This is a genomic window from Enterobacter chuandaensis (genome assembly GCF_003594915.1).
Taxonomy (GTDB): Bacteria; Pseudomonadota; Gammaproteobacteria; order Enterobacterales; family Enterobacteriaceae; genus Enterobacter; species Enterobacter chuandaensis.
Genome location: NZ_QZCS01000003.1, coordinates 225,174 through 241,512 on the forward strand (window position 1 = coordinate 225,174; position 16,339 = coordinate 241,512).

The following is a 16,339-nucleotide window of genomic DNA, read 5'->3' on the forward strand; positions in this document are numbered from 1 at the left end:
AATGCTCCCTGTCGGATACTCCGGCAGGGACGCTTTTTTATTTCTGGAGTAAACCACCATGTCTGAAGGCTGGAACATTGCCATTTTAGGTGCCACGGGTGCTGTGGGTGAAGCCCTGCTCGAAACCCTTGCCGAGCGTCAGTTCCCGGTGGGAGAAATTTATGCCCTGGCGCGCACCGACAGTGCGGGCGAACATCTGCGTTTTGGCGGTAAATCCGTGATGGTTCAGGATGCTGCCGCGTTTGACTGGACCCAGGCGCAGCTGGCGTTTTTTGCCGCGGGTGCAGAGGCAACGGCGTCTTATATTGAAGAAGCGACCAATTCAGGCTGTCTGGTGATCGACCTGAGTGGTCTGTTCTCCCTTGAGCCGGACGTGCCGCTGGTGGTCCCGGACGTCAACCCGTTTGTGCTGGCTGACTACCGCAACCGTAACGTCATTGCGGTACCGAACAGCCTGACCAGCCAGTTGCTGACCGCGCTGAAGCCGCTGATCGACGACGGCGGCCTGTCGCGCATTACCGTGACCAGCCTGCTGTCCGCGTCGGCGAACGGTAAAAAAGCGGTCGATGCGCTGGCAGGGCAGAGTGCGAAGCTGCTGAACGGCATCCCGATCGACGAAGATGATTTCTTTGGCCGCCAGCTGGCGTTCAACATGCTGCCGCTGCTGCCGGATCGTGAAGGTTCCGTGCGCGAAGAGCGTCGTCTCGTCGATGAAGCCCGCAAAATTTTGCAGGATGAAGGTCTGATGATCTCCGCCAGCGTCGTGCAGTCCCCGGTCTTCTACGGCCACGCGCAGATGGTCGGCTTTGAAGCCCTGCGTCCGCTGGCGGCTGAAGAAGCGCGCGACGCGTTTGGCCGCGGTGAGGACATTGTCCTTTCCGAAGAGAGCGAATTCCCGACCCAGGTGGGCGACGCTACCGGCAGCGCGCATCTCTCCGTTGGCTGCGTGCGTAACGACTACGGTATGCCGGAGCAGGTTCAGTTCTGGTCCGTTGCGGACAACGTTCGCTTTGGCGGCGCGCTGATGGCGGTCAAGATCGCTGAGAAGCTGGTGCAGGAGTATCTGTACTGATGTCCGAAGTGGAACAAAAGCCGGTTCATAAAATTGCCCTCGGTATTGAATACGATGGCAGTAAATACTATGGCTGGCAGCGTCAGAATGAGGTGCGCAGCGTCCAGGAGAAACTGGAGAAAGCGCTCTCTCAGGTGGCAAACGAGCCGATTAACGTCCTGTGTGCAGGGCGCACGGACGCGGGTGTTCACGGCACGGGGCAGGTGGTGCACTTTGAAACCACCGCCGTGCGTAAGGATGCAGCCTGGACGCTGGGTGTAAATGCGAATTTGCCTGGTGACATCGCGGTGCGTTGGGTGAAAGCTGTGCCGGATGATTTTCACGCGCGCTTCAGCGCCACCGCGCGTCGCTATCGCTATGTCATCTACAACCAGCGTCTGCGTCCGGCGGTGTTAAGCCAGGGTGTGACGCATTTTTATGAACCGCTCGATGCTGAACGTATGCATCGCGCGGCGCAGTGTCTGATTGGTGAAAATGACTTCACGTCGTTTCGTGCGGTGCAGTGTCAGTCCCGCACGCCGTGGCGTAACGTCATGCACATTAACGTCAGTCGTTTTGGCGCGTATGTGGTGGTGGATATCAAAGCCAATGCCTTTGTACATCATATGGTGCGGAATATTGTAGGCAGCCTGATGGAAGTGGGTGCCGGACACCAGCCGGAGAGCTGGATTGCAGACCTGCTGGCAGCGAAGGACAGAACGCTTGCGGCAGCCACGGCGAAAGCTGAAGGGCTGTATCTGGTTTCGGTAGACTATCCGGATCGGTTTGACCTGCCAAAGCCGCCAATGGGGCCGCTATTTTTAGCGGACTAAACAAAGGTGCAATTAAGGCTTAGACAATATGGATGTAATACGTTTTCTGATTGATTTCATTCTGCATATTGATGTTCACCTGGCGGAGCTGGTCGCGCAGTACGGCGTCTGGGTTTACGCCATTCTGTTCCTCATTTTGTTCTGTGAAACCGGTCTGGTCGTTACCCCGTTCCTGCCGGGAGACTCGCTGCTGTTCGTGGCCGGCGCGCTATCGGCCCTGCCAACCAATGACCTGAATGTCCATCTGATGGTCGTGCTGATGATTGTGGCGGCGATTGTGGGTGACGCGGTTAACTACACGATCGGCCGCGTTTTTGGAGAACGATTATTCAGTAATCCTGATTCCAAAATTTTCCGTCGCAGCTACTTAGACAAGACTCATGCCTTCTATGAACGTCATGGCGGAAAAACCATTATCCTTGCGCGTTTTGTGCCTATTGTGCGCACATTTGCACCGTTTGTGGCGGGTATGGGCCATATGTCCTATCGTCATTTTGCGATGTATAACGTGGTAGGCGCACTGCTGTGGGTGCTGCTGTTCACCTATGCAGGCTACCTGTTTGGCGATTTGCCGGTGGTTCAGGAAAACCTTAAGTTACTGATTGTAGCGATTATTGTGCTTTCCGTACTGCCTGGCGTCATCGAAATCATCCGTCACAAACGCGCGGCGGCAAAGCAAGCGAAGTAAATGCACCCTGGCGGTTCGACCACTTTTTTATCCAAAGTTTCGGGCTGTTATGTTTTAATGTGCAACATTCATGGTCTGTTGGAGGCAAAAATGGCATTATTCGCCTCTTACAGCAAAACTGGCATACGACCAGGTTCAGGCAGAAAGGTTATCAATGAGCTGGATTGAACGAATTAAAAGCAACATTACCCCAACGCGCAAAGCGAGCATTCCTGAAGGGGTATGGACGAAGTGTGATAGCTGCGGCCAGGTTCTGTATCGCGCAGAGCTGGAACGCAATCTTGAGGTGTGTCCGAAGTGTGACCACCATATGCGTATGTCGGCGCGCAACCGCCTGCATAGCCTGCTGGACGAAGGTTCTCTGGTAGAACTGGGCAGCGAGCTTGAGCCAAAAGACGTGCTGAAGTTCCGCGACTCCAAAAAATACAAAGATCGTCTGGCCTCTGCACAGAAAGAGACCGGCGAGAAAGACGCGCTGATCGTCATGAAGGGCACCCTGCATGAAATGCCGGTGGTTGCCGCTGCGTTTGAGTTCTCCTTTATGGGCGGCTCAATGGGCTCCGTGGTCGGCGCGCGTTTCGTGCGTGCCGTTGAGCAGGCGCTGGAAGACAACTGCCCGCTGATCTGCTTCTCCGCCTCCGGTGGTGCGCGTATGCAGGAAGCGCTGATGTCCCTGATGCAGATGGCGAAAACCTCCGCTGCGCTGGCGAAAATGCAGGAGCGCGGTCTGCCGTATATCTCCGTGCTGACCGACCCAACCATGGGTGGCGTATCTGCAAGCTTCGCGATGCTGGGCGACCTGAACATTGCCGAGCCAAAAGCGCTGATCGGCTTTGCCGGTCCTCGCGTTATCGAGCAGACCGTACGTGAAAAACTGCCGCCGGGCTTCCAGCGCAGTGAGTTCCTCATTGAGAAAGGCGCTATCGATATGATCGTCCGCCGCCCGGAAATGCGCCTGAAACTGGCCAGCATTCTGGCGAAGCTGATGAATCTGCCTGCGCCGAACCCGGATGAGCCGCGCGAAGGCGTGGTGGTACCGGATCAGGAACCCGAGGCCTGATAACTGAAAAGGGCAGGGCCGATTGGCGCTGCCCTTTTGCTTTCTAATCTGTTAATGACAACCGGGCATTATGGAAAATAAAAGCATTCCCCAAGCCACGTCGCCCCTGGCCGCGTGGCTTTCTTATCTGGAAAACCTGCACAGTAAAACCATCGATATGGGGCTTGAGCGCGTAAGCCAGGTCGCCGCGCGTCTTGACGTGCTCAAACCGGCGCCTTTCGTGTTTACCGTCGCGGGCACCAACGGTAAAGGTACGACCTGCCGCACGCTGGAATCTGTCCTGATGGCCGCGGGGTACAAAGTTGGCGTGTACAGCTCTCCCCACCTGGTCCGCTATACCGAGCGGGTTCGCGTGCAGAACACCGAGCTGGCGGAATCTGCCCATACGGCGTCGTTCGCGGCTATCGAAGCTGCGCGCGGGGAAACCTCATTAACCTATTTTGAATACGGCACCCTGTCGGCGTTGTGGCTGTTCAAACAGGCGCAGCTGGACGTGGTGATTCTTGAGGTTGGCCTCGGCGGACGTCTTGATGCCACCAATATGGTGGATGCGGACGTGGCGGTGGTCACCAGCATCGCGCTGGATCATACCGACTGGCTGGGTCCGGATCGTGAAAGCATTGGCCGCGAGAAGGCCGGCATTTTCCGCGCGAATAAGCCCGCCGTGGTCGGCGAGCCAGACATGCCGCACACCATCGCTGATGTAGCAAACGAGAAGGGCGCTCAGTTGCTGCGCCGCGGCGTTGACTGGCAGTATGAGGTGCAGAACAACGGCTGGCGCTTCAGCGATGCGCAGGGCGCGCTGGACAACCTGCCGCTGCCGCAGGTACCGCAGCCGAATGCGGCAACCGCGCTCGCGGCACTGCGCGCCAGCGGATTAACGATAAGCGAGCAGGCGATCCGCGACGGCATTCAGAATGCGCTGCTGCCGGGTCGTTTCCAGATTGTCAGCGAGTCACCGCGTCTGATTCTCGACGTGGCGCACAACCCGCATGCGGCGGCGTATCTCGCAGGACGTCTCAAATCATTACCAAAAACCGGGCGCGTGCTGGCGGTTATCGGTATGCTTCATGATAAAGATATCGGTGGAACGCTGGCCTGCATGGAGAGTGTGGTCGATAGCTGGTATTGTGCTCCTCTGGAGGGGCCGCGCGGCGCGACGGCTGAGCAGTTGATGGAACATCTCGGCAAAGGCGCAATCTACAGTAGCGTGGCGCAGGCCTGGCAGGCCGCGATGGCGGAGGCTAAACCAGAAGATACCGTGCTGGTGTGTGGCTCTTTCCACACGGTGGCACATGTCATGGAAGTGATGGACGCGGGGAGAACCGGTGGCGAGTAAGTTTCAGAACCGTTTAACAGGAACCATTGTGCTGGTCGCGCTCGGGGTGATTATTCTTCCCGGGCTGCTCGACGGGCAGAAAAAGCATTATCAGGACGAGTTTGCAGCCATTCCGCTGGTACCGAAGCCGGGCGACCGCGATGAGCCGGATATGCTGCCTGCGGCGACGCAGGCGCTGCCTGCTCAGCCGCCTGAAGGGGCGGCGGAAGAAGTTCGCGCGGGCGATGCCGCTGCACCGTCGCTCGATCCGTCACGTCTGGCGGCGAATAACAACATCGAAATTGATCCGGTGCCGGTAGAGAAGCCTAAGCCTGTTGAAAAACCGAAGCCGGTAGAGAAACCGCAGCCGGTAGAGAAACCGCAGCCGAAACCGCAGCGTGATAAAGCGGCAGAACAGCTCGCCGCAGCGTCAGAGACGCCTCCGCCAGCAAAACCGACGCAGCAGGACGCTGCTGCCCCAACGGGCAAAGCCTACGTGGTGCAGCTCGGTGCGCTGAAAAATGCGGACAAGGTGAATGAGGTGGTGGGTAAACTGCGCAGTGCGGGATACCGTGTTTACACTTCACCTTCCACGCCGGTGCAGGGTAAAATTACCCGTATCCTCGTGGGGCCAGAAGCGTCTAAAGACAAACTGAAAGGGTCGCTGGGTGAGCTGAAGCAGATCTCCGGGTTGAGCGGTGTGGTGATGAGCTACAGCGCGAACTGATAAGATTTCCCCCTCACCCCAAAGGGGAGAGGGTGAAAATCGCATCGAGCGCGTTTGTATCATACTGCATCGTACAGTCCCCTCTCCCCTTTGGGGAGAGGGTTAGGGTGAGGGGCGTTGAACATTTTTTCAGCGCCTTTTTTATTTACGCGCGGGAAGGAAATCCCTACGCAAACGTTTTCTTTTTCTGTTAGAATTCGCCCCGAACTGGATGACAGGGCGTTTAATCGTGGGACACATATGGTCTGGATTGATTACGCCATCATTGCGGTGATTGGTTTTTCCTGTCTGGTTAGCCTGATCCGTGGCTTTGTTCGTGAAGCGTTATCGCTGGTAACCTGGGGTTGTGCTTTCTTTGTTGCCAGTCATTACTACACTTACCTGTCTGTCTGGTTCACGGGCTTTGAAGATGAACTGGTCCGAAATGGAATCGCCATCGCGGTGCTGTTTATCGCGACGCTGATTGTCGGCGCTATCGTCAATTACGTGATAGGTCAGCTGGTCGAGAAAACCGGTCTGTCAGGAACGGACAGGGTGCTCGGCATCTGTTTCGGGGCGTTGCGAGGCGTGCTGATTGTGGCCGCGATCCTGTTCTTCCTGGATACCTTCACCGGGTTCTCCAAAAGTGAAGACTGGCAGAAATCGCAGCTCATTCCGGAGTTCAGCTTCATCATCAGATGGTTCTTTGACTATCTGCAAAGCTCGTCGAGTTTTTTGCCCAGGGCATAAACCCTGAGATGTGGCTTAACGAGGAAAAGACGAATGTGCGGTATTGTCGGTATCGCCGGTTTCATGCCGGTAAACCAGTCGATTTATGACGCGTTAACGGTGCTTCAGCACCGTGGGCAGGATGCTGCGGGTATCATCACCATTGATGCAAACAACTGCTTCCGTTTACGTAAGGCGAATGGCCTGGTAAACGATGTGTTTGAAGCCCGCCATATGCAGCGTCTGCAAGGTAATATGGGGATCGGTCACGTTCGTTATCCTACTGCTGGCAGTTCCAGCGCCTCTGAGGCACAGCCTTTCTACGTCAACTCACCGTATGGCATCACGCTTGCCCATAACGGCAACCTGACCAACGCCCATGAGCTGCGTAAGAAGCTGTTCGAAGAGAAACGTCGCCACATTAACACCACCTCTGATTCTGAAATCCTGCTCAATGTGTTCGCCAGCGAGCTGGATAACTTCCGTCACTACCCGCTGGAAGCAGACAATATCTTCGCTGCCATTGCCGCGACCAACCGCCAGATCCGCGGTGCGTACGCCTGCGTGGCGATGATCATCGGTCACGGCATGGTCGCTTTCCGCGATCCAAACGGCATTCGCCCGCTGGTGCTGGGCAAGCGCGACCTCGGCGATGGCCGTACCGAATATATGGTTGCCTCTGAGAGCGTGGCGCTGGATACCCTGGGCTTCGAGTTCCTGCGCGACGTTGCGCCGGGCGAAGCGGTGTATATCACCGAGAAGGGCCAGCTGTTTACCCGCCAGTGTGCAGATAACCCGGTCAGCAACCCGTGCCTGTTCGAATACGTTTACTTTGCCCGCCCGGACTCTTTCATCGATAAGATTTCCGTCTACAGCGCGCGCGTGAATATGGGCACGAAGCTTGGCGAGAAGATTGCCCGCGAGTGGGACGATCTCGACATCGACGTGGTTATTCCTATCCCGGAAACCTCCTGCGATATCGCGCTGGAAATCGCCCGTATTCTGGACAAGCCGTACCGTCAGGGCTTCGTGAAGAACCGCTACGTTGGCCGCACCTTTATCATGCCGGGCCAGCACCTGCGTCGTAAGTCCGTGCGCCGTAAGCTGAACGCCAACCGCGCGGAATTCCGCGATAAGAACGTTCTGCTGGTGGATGACTCCATTGTTCGCGGCACCACCTCTGAGCAAATTATTGAGATGGCGCGCGAAGCAGGGGCGAAGAAAGTCTACCTGGCGTCTGCCGCACCGGAGATTCGCTTCCCGAACGTGTACGGCATTGATATGCCAACCGCCAACGAGCTGATCGCTCACGGTCGTGAAGTGGATGAAATTCGCCAGATCATCGGTGCCGACGGCCTGATTTTCCAGGATCTGAACGATCTCATCGACGCGGTGCGCGCCGAGAACCCGGAAATTCAGCAGTTCGAATGCTCCGTGTTTAACGGCGTCTACGTGACGAAAGACGTTGACCAGCAGTACCTCGACTACCTTGATTCGCTGCGCAATGACGATGCGAAAGCCGTTCAGCTGCAAAACGATCTCGAAAGCCTGGAGATGCACAACGAAGGTTAATCTCTCTGCAGGTGAGGGCGCTCGCCCTCACTTGCAACTCCCCGCAAAATCCTGCACAGTCAGCCCAGAATTCAGCAAGGGCGAAATCATGAAACGACTCATTATAGGCATCAGCGGTGCCAGCGGCGCGATTTACGGCGTACGTCTGCTACAGGTTTTGCGTAACGTGGCAGAAGTGGAAACGCATCTGGTGATGAGCCAGGCGGCGCGGCAGACCCTCTCCCTTGAAACGGATCTCTCCCTGCGTGATGTTCAGGCACTGGCGGACGTGGTTCACGATGCGCGTGATATCGCCGCCAGCATCTCCTCAGGCTCGTTCAAAACGGCTGGTATGGTTATCCTGCCCTGTTCCATTAAAACGCTCTCCGGTATTGTGAACAGCTATACCGACACCCTGGTGACGCGCGCGGCGGATGTGGTGTTAAAAGAACGCCGCCCGCTGGTGCTCTGCGTGCGGGAAACGCCGCTGCATCTGGGCCATTTGCGCCTGATGACCCAGGCCGCCGAGCTGGGCGCGGTGATCATGCCGCCGGTTCCGGCGTTCTATCATCGCCCGCAGTCGCTGGACGATGTCATTAACCAGACCGTTAACCGCGTGCTGGATCAGTTTGACATCGACCTGCCGGAAGATCTCTTCACCCGCTGGCAGGGTGCCTGATACTGTGCACAAATGCTGTGCATGAAAAGAGACGTTGCCCTGTTTCAGGGCAATTATGCAACGGCGATCATATCCTCGACATTTAATTCGTTTTTTCCCTTTTTCTCTCTCCGGTTCGTTCGGCAGACCTGCTATCTTTCACCATTAAGGCAATATCGCAACGTTTTATTAACATATTTAACGTCGAAGTTTTGATCAGACGGCAATGTGGCATAAGACCTGCAAGAGAAGCCTGCAACACAACACACAACACAATACATAATAAAATCACGGTACTTGAGGGTAAATGTATGAAGAAGACGGTTCTGGCTCTGTCTTTGCTGGTGGGGTTAAGTGCGGCAGCAGGTAGCTACGCAGCGCTTCCACAGACGGTTCGTATCGGTACAGACGCAACCTACGCGCCATTCTCTTCCAAGGATGCGAAAGGCGATTTCGTGGGGTTTGATATCGATCTGGGAAATGAAATGTGCAAACGTATGGAAGTGAAATGCACATGGGTGGGCAGCGACTTCGACGCGTTAATCCCGTCGCTGAAAGCCAAGAAAATCGACGCCATTATCTCTTCTCTCTCCATCACAGAAAAGCGTCAGCAGGAGATTGCCTTCTCTGACAAGCTCTACGCTGCGGATTCTCGTCTGATTGCCGCCAAGGGCTCCCCGATTCAACCGACCATCGACTCGCTGAAAGGCAAGCATGTGGGCGTGCTCCAGGGTTCGACCCAGGAAGGTTACGCGAATGCGAACTGGCGCGAGAAGGGCGTCGACGTGGTGGCTTACCAGAACCAGGATCTGATCTACTCTGACCTGGCGGCAGGCCGTCTGGATGCCGCGTTCCAGGATGAAGTCGCCGCGAGCGAAGGCTTCCTGAAGCAGCCTGCGGGTAAAGACTACGCCTTTGCGGGACCGTCCGTGAAAGACAAAAAATACTTTGGTGACGGCACCGGTATCGGCTTGCGTAAGGACGATAAAGAGCTGAAAGCCGCCTTTGACAAAGCGTTCACGGAGCTGCGCAAAGACGGTACTTACGACAAACTGGCGAAGAAATACTTCGACTTCAACGTCTACGGTGACTAACGCACCGACGTGGTGCGTCGCGGGTGTGGATGATTCAGTATAGTGCAACGTGTGCACCATATTGGGTCGCCACGTGCATACTTAAGCATTTATAATGCAAAAATTCCCGTCTGGAAGGCATTATTCTTTGCCTGACAGCGGGGATTAATGGCACATTAACGCCACCCCGTCGTCGTAAAAACCGTATGAAGACAGTTTGTTGAGGACAAATATGAAAAAACTCGTGTTGTCACTATCTCTGGTACTGGCCTTTTCCAGCGCCACCGCGGCATTCGCAGCTATTCCGCAGAAAATCCGTATTGGTACCGATCCAACCTATGCCCCGTTTGAATCGAAGAATTCAAAGGGTGAACTGGTGGGTTTTGACATCGATCTGGCTAACGAGCTGTGCAAACGCATCAAAGCGCAGTGCACCTACGTCGAAAACCCGCTGGATGCGCTGATCCCATCCCTGAAAGCCAAAAAAATCGACGTGATTATGTCCTCGCTTTCCATCACCGAGAAACGCCAGCAGGAGATTGCCTTCACCGACAAACTCTATGCGGCCGATTCCCGTCTGGTGGTGGCTAAATCTTCTGATATTCAGCCAACGCTTGAGTCGCTGAAAGGGAAACGCGTGGGCGTGCTGCAGGGCACCACGCAGGAAACCTACGGTAACGAACACTGGGCACCGAAGGGGATTGAAATCGTCTCCTATCAGGGTCAGGAAAATATTTACGCAGACCTGACGGCAGGCCGTATTGATGCGGCATTCCAGGATGAAGTTGCGGCAAGCGAAGGTTTCCTGAAGCAGCCGGTAGGCAAAGATTACAAGTTCGGCGGTCCGTCCATTAAGGACGAGAAGCTCTTTGGCGTGGGCACCGGTATGGGCCTGCGTAAAGAAGACAACGAACTGCGTGAGGCGCTGAACAAAGCGTTTGCTGAAATGCGCGCTGATGGCACCTACGACAAGCTGGCGAAAAAGTACTTCGATTTTAATGTGTACGGCGGCTAATCGCTCCGTCAAATAACGTGCGGCCCCTCCCGCTGCGGGAGGGGATAAGACACGGTTTACCACTCACGATACGACAGGGCTCGCGGTATGCTGTACGGATTTTCTGGCGTTATTTTTCAGGGCGCGCTTGTCACCCTTGAGCTGGCTATCAGCTCCGTGGTACTGGCGGTGTTGATAGGTCTGGCGGGCGCAGGGGCGAAGCTTTCGGCTAACAAACCGCTGGCGCTCATTTTCGAAGGCTATACCACGCTCATTCGCGGCGTACCCGATCTGGTGCTGATGCTGCTTATCTTTTACGGTCTGCAGATTGCGCTGAACGCCGTAACGGACGCGATGGGCATGGGACAAATTGATATCGACCCGATGGTGGCCGGTATTATCACCCTCGGTTTTATCTACGGTGCCTACTTCACGGAAACCTTCCGTGGCGCTTATATGGCGGTCCCCAGAGGACACATTGAAGCGGCAACCGCGTTCGGGTTTACCTCTTCACAAACGTTTCGCCGGATCATGTTCCCGGCCATGATGCGCTACGCGCTGCCGGGCATTGGTAACAACTGGCAGGTTATCCTCAAAGCGACGGCGCTGGTCTCGCTGCTCGGTCTGGAAGATGTCGTGAAAGCGACTCAACTGGCGGGCAAGAGTACCTGGGAGCCCTTCTACTTTGCGGTGGTCTGCGGCGCGATCTATCTGGTCTTTACGACCGTCTCCAATGGTGTGCTGCTTCTGCTCGAACGTCGCTACTCCGTGGGTGTGAAGAGGGCTGACCTGTGATTGAGATTATTCAGGAATACTGGAAATCCCTGCTGTGGACGGATGGCTATCGCTTTACCGGCGTGGCGATTACGCTCTGGCTGCTGATTTCTTCCGTGGTGATGGGCGGCATTCTGGCGGTGTTTCTCGCCATCGGCCGCGTGTCGAACAATAAATTTATTCAGTTCCCGATCTGGCTGTTTACCTATGTGTTTCGCGGCACGCCGCTGTACGTGCAGCTGCTGGTGTTCTATTCGGGGATGTATACGCTTGAGATCGTAAAAGGCACGGAAATGCTGAATGCGTTCTTCCGCAGCGGCCTGAACTGTACGGTGCTGGCGCTAACGCTCAACACTTGCGCCTATACCACCGAGATTTTCGCCGGGGCCATTCGTTCCGTGCCGCACGGTGAGATCGAGGCGGCGCGCGCCTACGGCTTCTCCTCCGTGAAGCTTTACCGCTGCATTATTCTGCCGTCGGCGCTGCGCATTGCGCTACCGGCGTACAGCAACGAAGTGATTTTGATGCTGCACTCCACCGCGCTCGCCTTTACCGCGACGGTGCCGGACCTGCTCAAAATCGCGCGCGATATCAACTCCGCGACCTATCAGCCGTTTACCGCGTTTGGCATTGCGGCGGTGCTCTATTTAATTATCTCTTATGTTCTGATTAGCCTGTTCCGTAAGGCTGAAAAACGCTGGTTGCAGCATATAAAACCTTCTTCGACGCACTGAGAAAGATGATGGCTGAGAACAAATTAAACGTTATTGATTTGCACAAACGCTACGGCGAACATGAAGTGCTGAAAGGGGTGTCGCTGCAGGCGAATGCGGGCGACGTGATCAGTATCATCGGCTCATCCGGCTCGGGTAAAAGTACCTTCCTGCGCTGCATTAACTTCCTCGAAAAGCCGAGCGAAGGCTCGATTGTGGTGAGCGGGCAGAACATCGATCTGGTGCGTGATAAAGACGGCCAGCTGAAGGTGGCGGATAAAAATCAGCTGCGCCTGCTGCGTACGCGCCTGACGATGGTGTTCCAGCACTTCAACCTCTGGAGCCACATGACGGTGCTGGAGAACGTGATGGAAGCGCCGGTTCAGGTTCTGGGACTGAGCAAGCAGGATGCCCGCGAACGTGCGGTGAAATATCTGGCGAAAGTGGGGATCGACGAGCTCCAGCAGATGAAGTACCCGGTGCATCTCTCCGGCGGCCAGCAGCAGCGCGTCTCCATCGCGCGCGCGCTGGCAATGGAGCCCGAGGTGCTGCTGTTCGACGAACCGACCTCCGCGTTGGACCCGGAACTCGTTGGCGAAGTGCTGCGCATCATGCAGAAGCTGGCGGAAGAGGGCAAAACCATGGTCGTGGTGACGCACGAGATGGGCTTCGCCCGTAACGTCTCGAACCACGTGATTTTCCTGCATCAGGGGAAAATTGAAGAGCAGGGGCACCCTGACGAGGTGTTAGCAAACCCGCAAAGCCCGCGTTTGCAGCAGTTCCTCAAGGGATCGTTGAAGTAATCTTTCGCCTTTCTCCCTCTCCCCTTGGGAGAGGGCCTCAGGCCGCACCACACTCCAGGCGATACACCCAGTCGTCATAACGCACGCCGTCAATCTCATACGCCTTTTCCAGCACCTGCGTGCGCACAAACCCGGCTTTCTCCAGCACCCGCACAGACCCGCCGTTGTCCGCCAGCACGTACGCGTTTATCGCTCTCACGCCGGTCTGGTTAAACGCGTAATCACACACTGCGCGCAGCGCCTCGCTGGCGATGCCTTTCCCCTGTGCGGCAGGCACAACCGTATAGCCGATATCCGCCTCTTCACGATTCTCAGGGCTGATTTGCAGACCGATATCGCCCAGCGGCGTATCGTCATCCCGAAAGCGGATAACGAAGACATGCTCCGCCATCAGGCGTGCGGCAAACACGCGTCGGGTCTCTTTTTCAGGCGCAATTGCGGCCATGTAGCGCATGATGTCGCGGTTTTCGCGCAGCGAGCGGAAGAACGCCCAGTCAGAGGGTTCGAAAGGGGTGAGGTAAAGCCGGGGAGTGGTGATGGTTGCCATTGTTACGCCATTTCATCGGAACATGGCGTATCACTGTAACATATTCAGCCCACCACATCCCCCAGCGCCTCTTCTAAGTCATACCAGCGAAACGCAAACCCGGCCGCTTCCAGCCGTTTTGGCAGCGCGCGCTGACCGCCCAGTACCAGCACGGACGCCTCGCCCATCATCAGGCGAATCGCCGTCGCAGGCACGCGTAAAATGGCCGGGCGATGCAGGGCATGCCCCAGCGCATGGGCAAACTGTTCATTACGCACCGGATACGGCGCAACCATGTTAAACGGCCCGCGCAGATCGTTATCCAGCAGCCAGATAATGCCGTTCACCATATCGTCGATATGGATCCAGGCCAGATACTGACGCCCGTTGCCGATCGGCCCGCCGAGCCCCAGCTTAAAGGGAGGAAGCATTTTACCCAGAATGCCGCCTTTCGGCGCAAGCACCACGCCGGTACGCAGGAGGCAGACGCGGGTACGATCGCTCTGCGCCGCGCAGGCGATACGCTCCCACTGGGCGCAGAGTTTATGGGTAAATTCGTTGTGCGGCGGTTCCTCTTCGGTGACCACCACCTCGCCAAGATCGCCGTAATAGCCCGTCGCAGAGCCTGAAATCAGCACCGACGGCGGGGTCTGGCTGTTGCGAATCAGCTCAACCAGCTTCTCGGTGATGTTCCAGCGACTGCTGCACAACCGCTGTTTCTGCTCTTCGGTCCAGCGCTTGTCGGCGATGGGTTCGCCCGCAAGGTTGATGACGGCGTCGAAGCCGTCCAGATTCTGCCGATCGGCCAGCCCTTTCCAGATATCGACCCCAGCGCCCAGCACCTGGCGCGCTTTCTCCGGGCTGCGGGTCACTACGGTAATGTCGTGATGCAGCGCCTGCAAACGCGCAATGAGATGGCGCCCAATCAGGCCTGTACCGCCGGTCAGCAGAATCTTCATACAACCTCCAGGTTTACGCCTGGCGTCGCCAGCTTAACGTCATGGAGACGGAGTCGGCATAGCGCAGGGCGTGAAGTTTATCGATCTCTACTTCAGCATAAGTGACCCAGTGATGATCGCGTGCGATATCGAGCACATCCTGAGTTAATTTCTCCAGCAGAGAGAAGCGGTTGTTTTCCACGTACTGAATGATGTTTTTAGTGATCGTGCGATAGTTCAGCGCGTCATTGATGTCTTCGCTGGCCCGCGCTTTGTCTGCCGGGTAGTGAATCACCACATTAATGACAATATCCTGACGGTTGGCAATCTCTTCCTCTTTGATACCAATGAACGTGCGCAAGCGTAAATTTTTTATACGAATAATAGCGTCGGGCTGTGACATTGCAGGTCTTCTCCGTGTCAGTATTTCCCGCCCATAATACATGAGAGCCTCACAGGCACCCAGCCTCCTACAGGGTTAAATTTGCTGGATTTTTTGCATCGCGCGTTCGGTGGCCGGGCGGGTCCGGATACGCTCAAACCAGTTATTCACCGCCGGGTAAGAGGCTAAGTCAATCCGATGTTTTTCATGCGTATTCACCCACGGCCAGCAGGCGATATCGGCAATGCTGTAATGATCGCCCCCGAGCCACGGCGTTTTCTCCAGCCGCTGGTTCAGAACGCCGTAAAGACGCTGGGTTTCAACCTGATAGCGTTCGATGGCGTAAGGAATGGTCTGCGGCGCAAAGGCGGTAAAGTGGTGGTTCTGCCCCAGCATCGGCCCCAGGCCACTTGCCTGCCAGAAGAGCCACTGCAGGGTGTGGTTACGCTCACGCAATTCACCGCTCAGCAGCTTGCCGGTTTTCTCCGCCAGATAAAGCAAAATTTCACCGGATTCAAACAGGCTCAACGGCCTGCCTCCGTCCGCTGGCTGGTTATCAATAATGGCCGGAATTTTATTGTTCGGCGAGATAGCCAGAAACACGGGGTTGAACTGTTCGCCTTTACTGATATCCACGCGAATGATTCTGTAATCCAGTTCGGCTTCTTCGAGAAAGAGGGTGATCTTATGGCCATTTGGGGTAGGGGCGTAATAAAGGTCAATCATTCTCAACTCCTGTCCATGCGAATAGTGGTGCCATGACAAATGAGTATAGGTGCTTGTTGTAAATCGTGAGTTTTCATCAAGTGACAGCGACGCAAAGAGATTATATGTTGAGTAAAAACCGATCAGCCGATGAGGATGTTATGAACCAGCCCGTTATCACACTGTGGTCCGATGCGAATTTCTTTTCTCCCTATGTTATGAGCGTTTACGTTGCGCTGGCCGAAAAGGGGCTCTCTTTTAGCCTGAAGACCGTCGACCTCGACGGTGGTGAACACCTCAAACCCCAGTGGCAGGGTTACGACCTGACCCGTCGCGTGCCGGTGCTGGAGATCGATGGCTTTGCGCTGAGCGAATCGTCGGCGATCGATGAATATCTGGAAGATCGTTTTGCGCCGCCTGAGTGGGAGCGCATCTATCCTCACGATCTGCAAAAGCGCGCCCGCGCACGGCAGATCCAGGCATGGCTGCGTAGCGACCTTGTGCCGATTCGCGTCGAGCGCTCCACGGATGTCGTGTTTGCCGGAGTGAAAAAGCCCGCGCTCAGCGCAGAAGGTGCCGACAGCGCCCAAAAGCTGATTGAGACCGCTACCGCGCTGCTCGCTCACGGCAACCCGAATCTGTTTGGCGAGTGGTGTATTGCCGATACCGATCTGGCTCTGATGTTAAATCGGTTGATCCTCAACGGCGACGACGTTCCGCAGCTGCTGGTGGATTATGCGGCGTTCCAGTGGCAGCGGGCCTCCGTACAGCGCTATGTGGCACTCTCCGCTAAGCGCGCGGGCTGATAAGCCCTGACGCTTCAGGTATGATAGGGGC

19 protein-coding genes are annotated in these 16,339 nt (G+C 56.0%); 15 read left to right on the top strand and 4 right to left on the bottom strand.

The features are described from left to right. Positions 1–58: 58 nt before the first annotated feature. The 14 genes from D5066_RS06685 (at position 59) to hisP (ending at position 12,951) form a co-directional block, all read left to right on the top strand. Positions 59–1,072, top strand: a complete 1,014-nt coding sequence (locus tag D5066_RS06685; RefSeq protein ID WP_080328533.1) for an aspartate-semialdehyde dehydrogenase — start codon at positions 59–61, stop codon at positions 1,070–1,072. Next, complete coding sequence (truA, locus tag D5066_RS06690; protein ID WP_119915426.1) at positions 1,072–1,884, top strand: tRNA pseudouridine(38-40) synthase TruA; 813 nt, start codon at positions 1,072–1,074, stop codon at positions 1,882–1,884. Before D5066_RS06685 ends, truA begins: the two co-directional genes overlap by 1 nt. 28 nt (positions 1,885–1,912) lie before the next feature. Continuing rightward, the gene (locus tag D5066_RS06695) at positions 1,913–2,572 is read left to right on the top strand and encodes a DedA family protein (protein WP_063450414.1); all 660 of its coding nucleotides are present in this window, start codon (positions 1,913–1,915) and stop codon (positions 2,570–2,572) included. A gap of 154 nt (positions 2,573–2,726) precedes the next feature. Continuing rightward, on the top strand, positions 2,727–3,632 hold the full coding sequence (gene accD, locus D5066_RS06700; protein ID WP_003861408.1) for an acetyl-CoA carboxylase, carboxyltransferase subunit beta: 906 nt from the start codon (positions 2,727–2,729) through the stop codon (positions 3,630–3,632). A 70-nt stretch (positions 3,633–3,702) separates the two neighbouring features. Continuing rightward, a complete protein-coding gene (gene folC, locus D5066_RS06705; protein WP_119915427.1) occupies positions 3,703–4,971 on the top strand; it encodes a bifunctional tetrahydrofolate synthase/dihydrofolate synthase in 1,269 nt (422 codons plus the stop codon). Continuing rightward, positions 4,961–5,677, top strand: a complete 717-nt coding sequence (dedD, locus tag D5066_RS06710) for a cell division protein DedD (RefSeq protein ID WP_119915428.1) — start codon at positions 4,961–4,963, stop codon at positions 5,675–5,677. Before folC ends, dedD begins: the two co-directional genes overlap by 11 nt. Positions 5,678–5,917: 240 nt before the next feature. Continuing rightward, positions 5,918–6,406 carry a colicin V production protein gene (gene cvpA, locus D5066_RS06715; RefSeq protein ID WP_000262116.1) on the top strand — a complete coding sequence of 163 codons (489 nt, stop codon included), beginning with the start codon at positions 5,918–5,920 and terminating at the stop codon, positions 6,404–6,406. 33 nt (positions 6,407–6,439) lie between these two features. Continuing rightward, a complete protein-coding gene (gene purF / locus D5066_RS06720; RefSeq protein ID WP_014884664.1) occupies positions 6,440–7,957 on the top strand; it encodes an amidophosphoribosyltransferase in 1,518 nt (505 codons plus the stop codon). A gap of 88 nt (positions 7,958–8,045) precedes the next feature. Beyond that, positions 8,046–8,615, top strand: coding sequence for a UbiX family flavin prenyltransferase (locus D5066_RS06725; protein WP_048958028.1), 570 nt, complete (start codon positions 8,046–8,048; stop codon positions 8,613–8,615). A 290-nt stretch (positions 8,616–8,905) separates the two neighbouring features. Then, a complete protein-coding gene (gene argT, locus D5066_RS06735; protein ID WP_028013956.1) occupies positions 8,906–9,688 on the top strand; it encodes a lysine/arginine/ornithine ABC transporter substrate-binding protein ArgT in 783 nt (260 codons plus the stop codon). A gap of 211 nt (positions 9,689–9,899) precedes the next feature. Then, entirely contained in the window at positions 9,900–10,682 is a 783-nt protein-coding gene (hisJ, locus tag D5066_RS06740; protein WP_047367997.1) for a histidine ABC transporter substrate-binding protein HisJ, read from the top strand. A gap of 87 nt (positions 10,683–10,769) precedes the next feature. Next, on the top strand, positions 10,770–11,456 hold the full coding sequence (locus tag D5066_RS06745; RefSeq protein WP_119915429.1) for a histidine ABC transporter permease HisQ: 687 nt from the start codon (positions 10,770–10,772) through the stop codon (positions 11,454–11,456). Next, positions 11,453–12,169 (top strand): ABC transporter permease, encoded by a 717-nt coding sequence (locus D5066_RS06750; protein ID WP_028013953.1) that lies wholly within the window; start codon positions 11,453–11,455, stop codon positions 12,167–12,169. Before D5066_RS06745 ends, D5066_RS06750 begins: the two co-directional genes overlap by 4 nt. Before the next feature lie 8 nt (positions 12,170–12,177). Then, a complete protein-coding gene (gene hisP, locus D5066_RS06755) occupies positions 12,178–12,951 on the top strand; it encodes a histidine ABC transporter ATP-binding protein HisP (protein ID WP_119915430.1) in 774 nt (257 codons plus the stop codon). Positions 12,952–12,988: 37 nt separating this feature from the next. Here the strand turns inward: hisP and D5066_RS06760 are convergent, their stop codons facing one another. The 4 genes from D5066_RS06760 to yfcG form a co-directional block, all read right to left on the bottom strand. Next, positions 12,989–13,498 (bottom strand): GNAT family N-acetyltransferase, encoded by a 510-nt coding sequence (locus D5066_RS06760; RefSeq protein ID WP_119915431.1) that lies wholly within the window; start codon positions 13,496–13,498, stop codon positions 12,989–12,991. Between the two features lie 44 nt (positions 13,499–13,542). Beyond that, complete coding sequence (locus D5066_RS06765; protein WP_119915432.1) at positions 13,543–14,436, bottom strand: TIGR01777 family oxidoreductase; 894 nt, start codon at positions 14,434–14,436, stop codon at positions 13,543–13,545. 13 nt (positions 14,437–14,449) lie between these two features. Next, positions 14,450–14,818: a dihydroneopterin triphosphate 2'-epimerase gene (gene folX, locus D5066_RS06770; RefSeq protein ID WP_028013950.1), complete on the bottom strand. Its 369-nt coding sequence runs from the start codon at positions 14,816–14,818 to the stop codon at positions 14,450–14,452. Positions 14,819–14,893: 75 nt separating this feature from the next. Then, complete coding sequence (gene yfcG, locus D5066_RS06775; protein WP_119915433.1) at positions 14,894–15,523, bottom strand: GSH-dependent disulfide bond oxidoreductase; 630 nt, start codon at positions 15,521–15,523, stop codon at positions 14,894–14,896. A gap of 140 nt (positions 15,524–15,663) precedes the next feature. Between yfcG and yfcF the strand changes: the two genes are divergently transcribed. Further along, positions 15,664–16,308 carry a glutathione transferase gene (gene yfcF, locus D5066_RS06780; protein WP_119915434.1) on the top strand — a complete coding sequence of 215 codons (645 nt, stop codon included), beginning with the start codon at positions 15,664–15,666 and terminating at the stop codon, positions 16,306–16,308. Positions 16,309–16,339: the final 31 nt, after the last annotated feature.

Bases quoted from the DNA above. Each gene is read 5' to 3' on its own strand.
- folC (WP_119915427.1), top strand. From the start codon at position 3,703: ATGGAAAATAAAAGCATTCCCCAAGCCACGTCGCCCCTGGCCGCGTGG.
- purF (WP_014884664.1), top strand. From the start codon at position 6,440: ATGTGCGGTATTGTCGGTATCGCCGGTTTCATGCCGGTAAACCAGTCG.
- yfcG (WP_119915433.1), bottom strand. From the start codon at position 15,523: ATGATTGACCTTTATTACGCCCCTACCCCAAATGGCCATAAGATCACC.
- hisJ (WP_047367997.1), top strand. From the start codon at position 9,900: ATGAAAAAACTCGTGTTGTCACTATCTCTGGTACTGGCCTTTTCCAGC.
- D5066_RS06685 (WP_080328533.1), top strand. From the start codon at position 59: ATGTCTGAAGGCTGGAACATTGCCATTTTAGGTGCCACGGGTGCTGTG.
- D5066_RS06725 (WP_048958028.1), top strand. From the start codon at position 8,046: ATGAAACGACTCATTATAGGCATCAGCGGTGCCAGCGGCGCGATTTAC.
- hisP (WP_119915430.1), top strand. From the start codon at position 12,178: ATGGCTGAGAACAAATTAAACGTTATTGATTTGCACAAACGCTACGGC.
- D5066_RS06765 (WP_119915432.1), bottom strand. From the start codon at position 14,436: ATGAAGATTCTGCTGACCGGCGGTACAGGCCTGATTGGGCGCCATCTC.
- argT (WP_028013956.1), top strand. From the start codon at position 8,906: ATGAAGAAGACGGTTCTGGCTCTGTCTTTGCTGGTGGGGTTAAGTGCG.
- cvpA (WP_000262116.1), top strand. From the start codon at position 5,918: ATGGTCTGGATTGATTACGCCATCATTGCGGTGATTGGTTTTTCCTGT.
- D5066_RS06695 (WP_063450414.1), top strand. From the start codon at position 1,913: ATGGATGTAATACGTTTTCTGATTGATTTCATTCTGCATATTGATGTT.
- D5066_RS06760 (WP_119915431.1), bottom strand. From the start codon at position 13,498: ATGGCAACCATCACCACTCCCCGGCTTTACCTCACCCCTTTCGAACCC.
- truA (WP_119915426.1), top strand. From the start codon at position 1,072: ATGTCCGAAGTGGAACAAAAGCCGGTTCATAAAATTGCCCTCGGTATT.
- folX (WP_028013950.1), bottom strand. From the start codon at position 14,818: ATGTCACAGCCCGACGCTATTATTCGTATAAAAAATTTACGCTTGCGC.
- accD (WP_003861408.1), top strand. From the start codon at position 2,727: ATGAGCTGGATTGAACGAATTAAAAGCAACATTACCCCAACGCGCAAA.
- yfcF (WP_119915434.1), top strand. From the start codon at position 15,664: ATGAACCAGCCCGTTATCACACTGTGGTCCGATGCGAATTTCTTTTCT.
- D5066_RS06745 (WP_119915429.1), top strand. From the start codon at position 10,770: ATGCTGTACGGATTTTCTGGCGTTATTTTTCAGGGCGCGCTTGTCACC.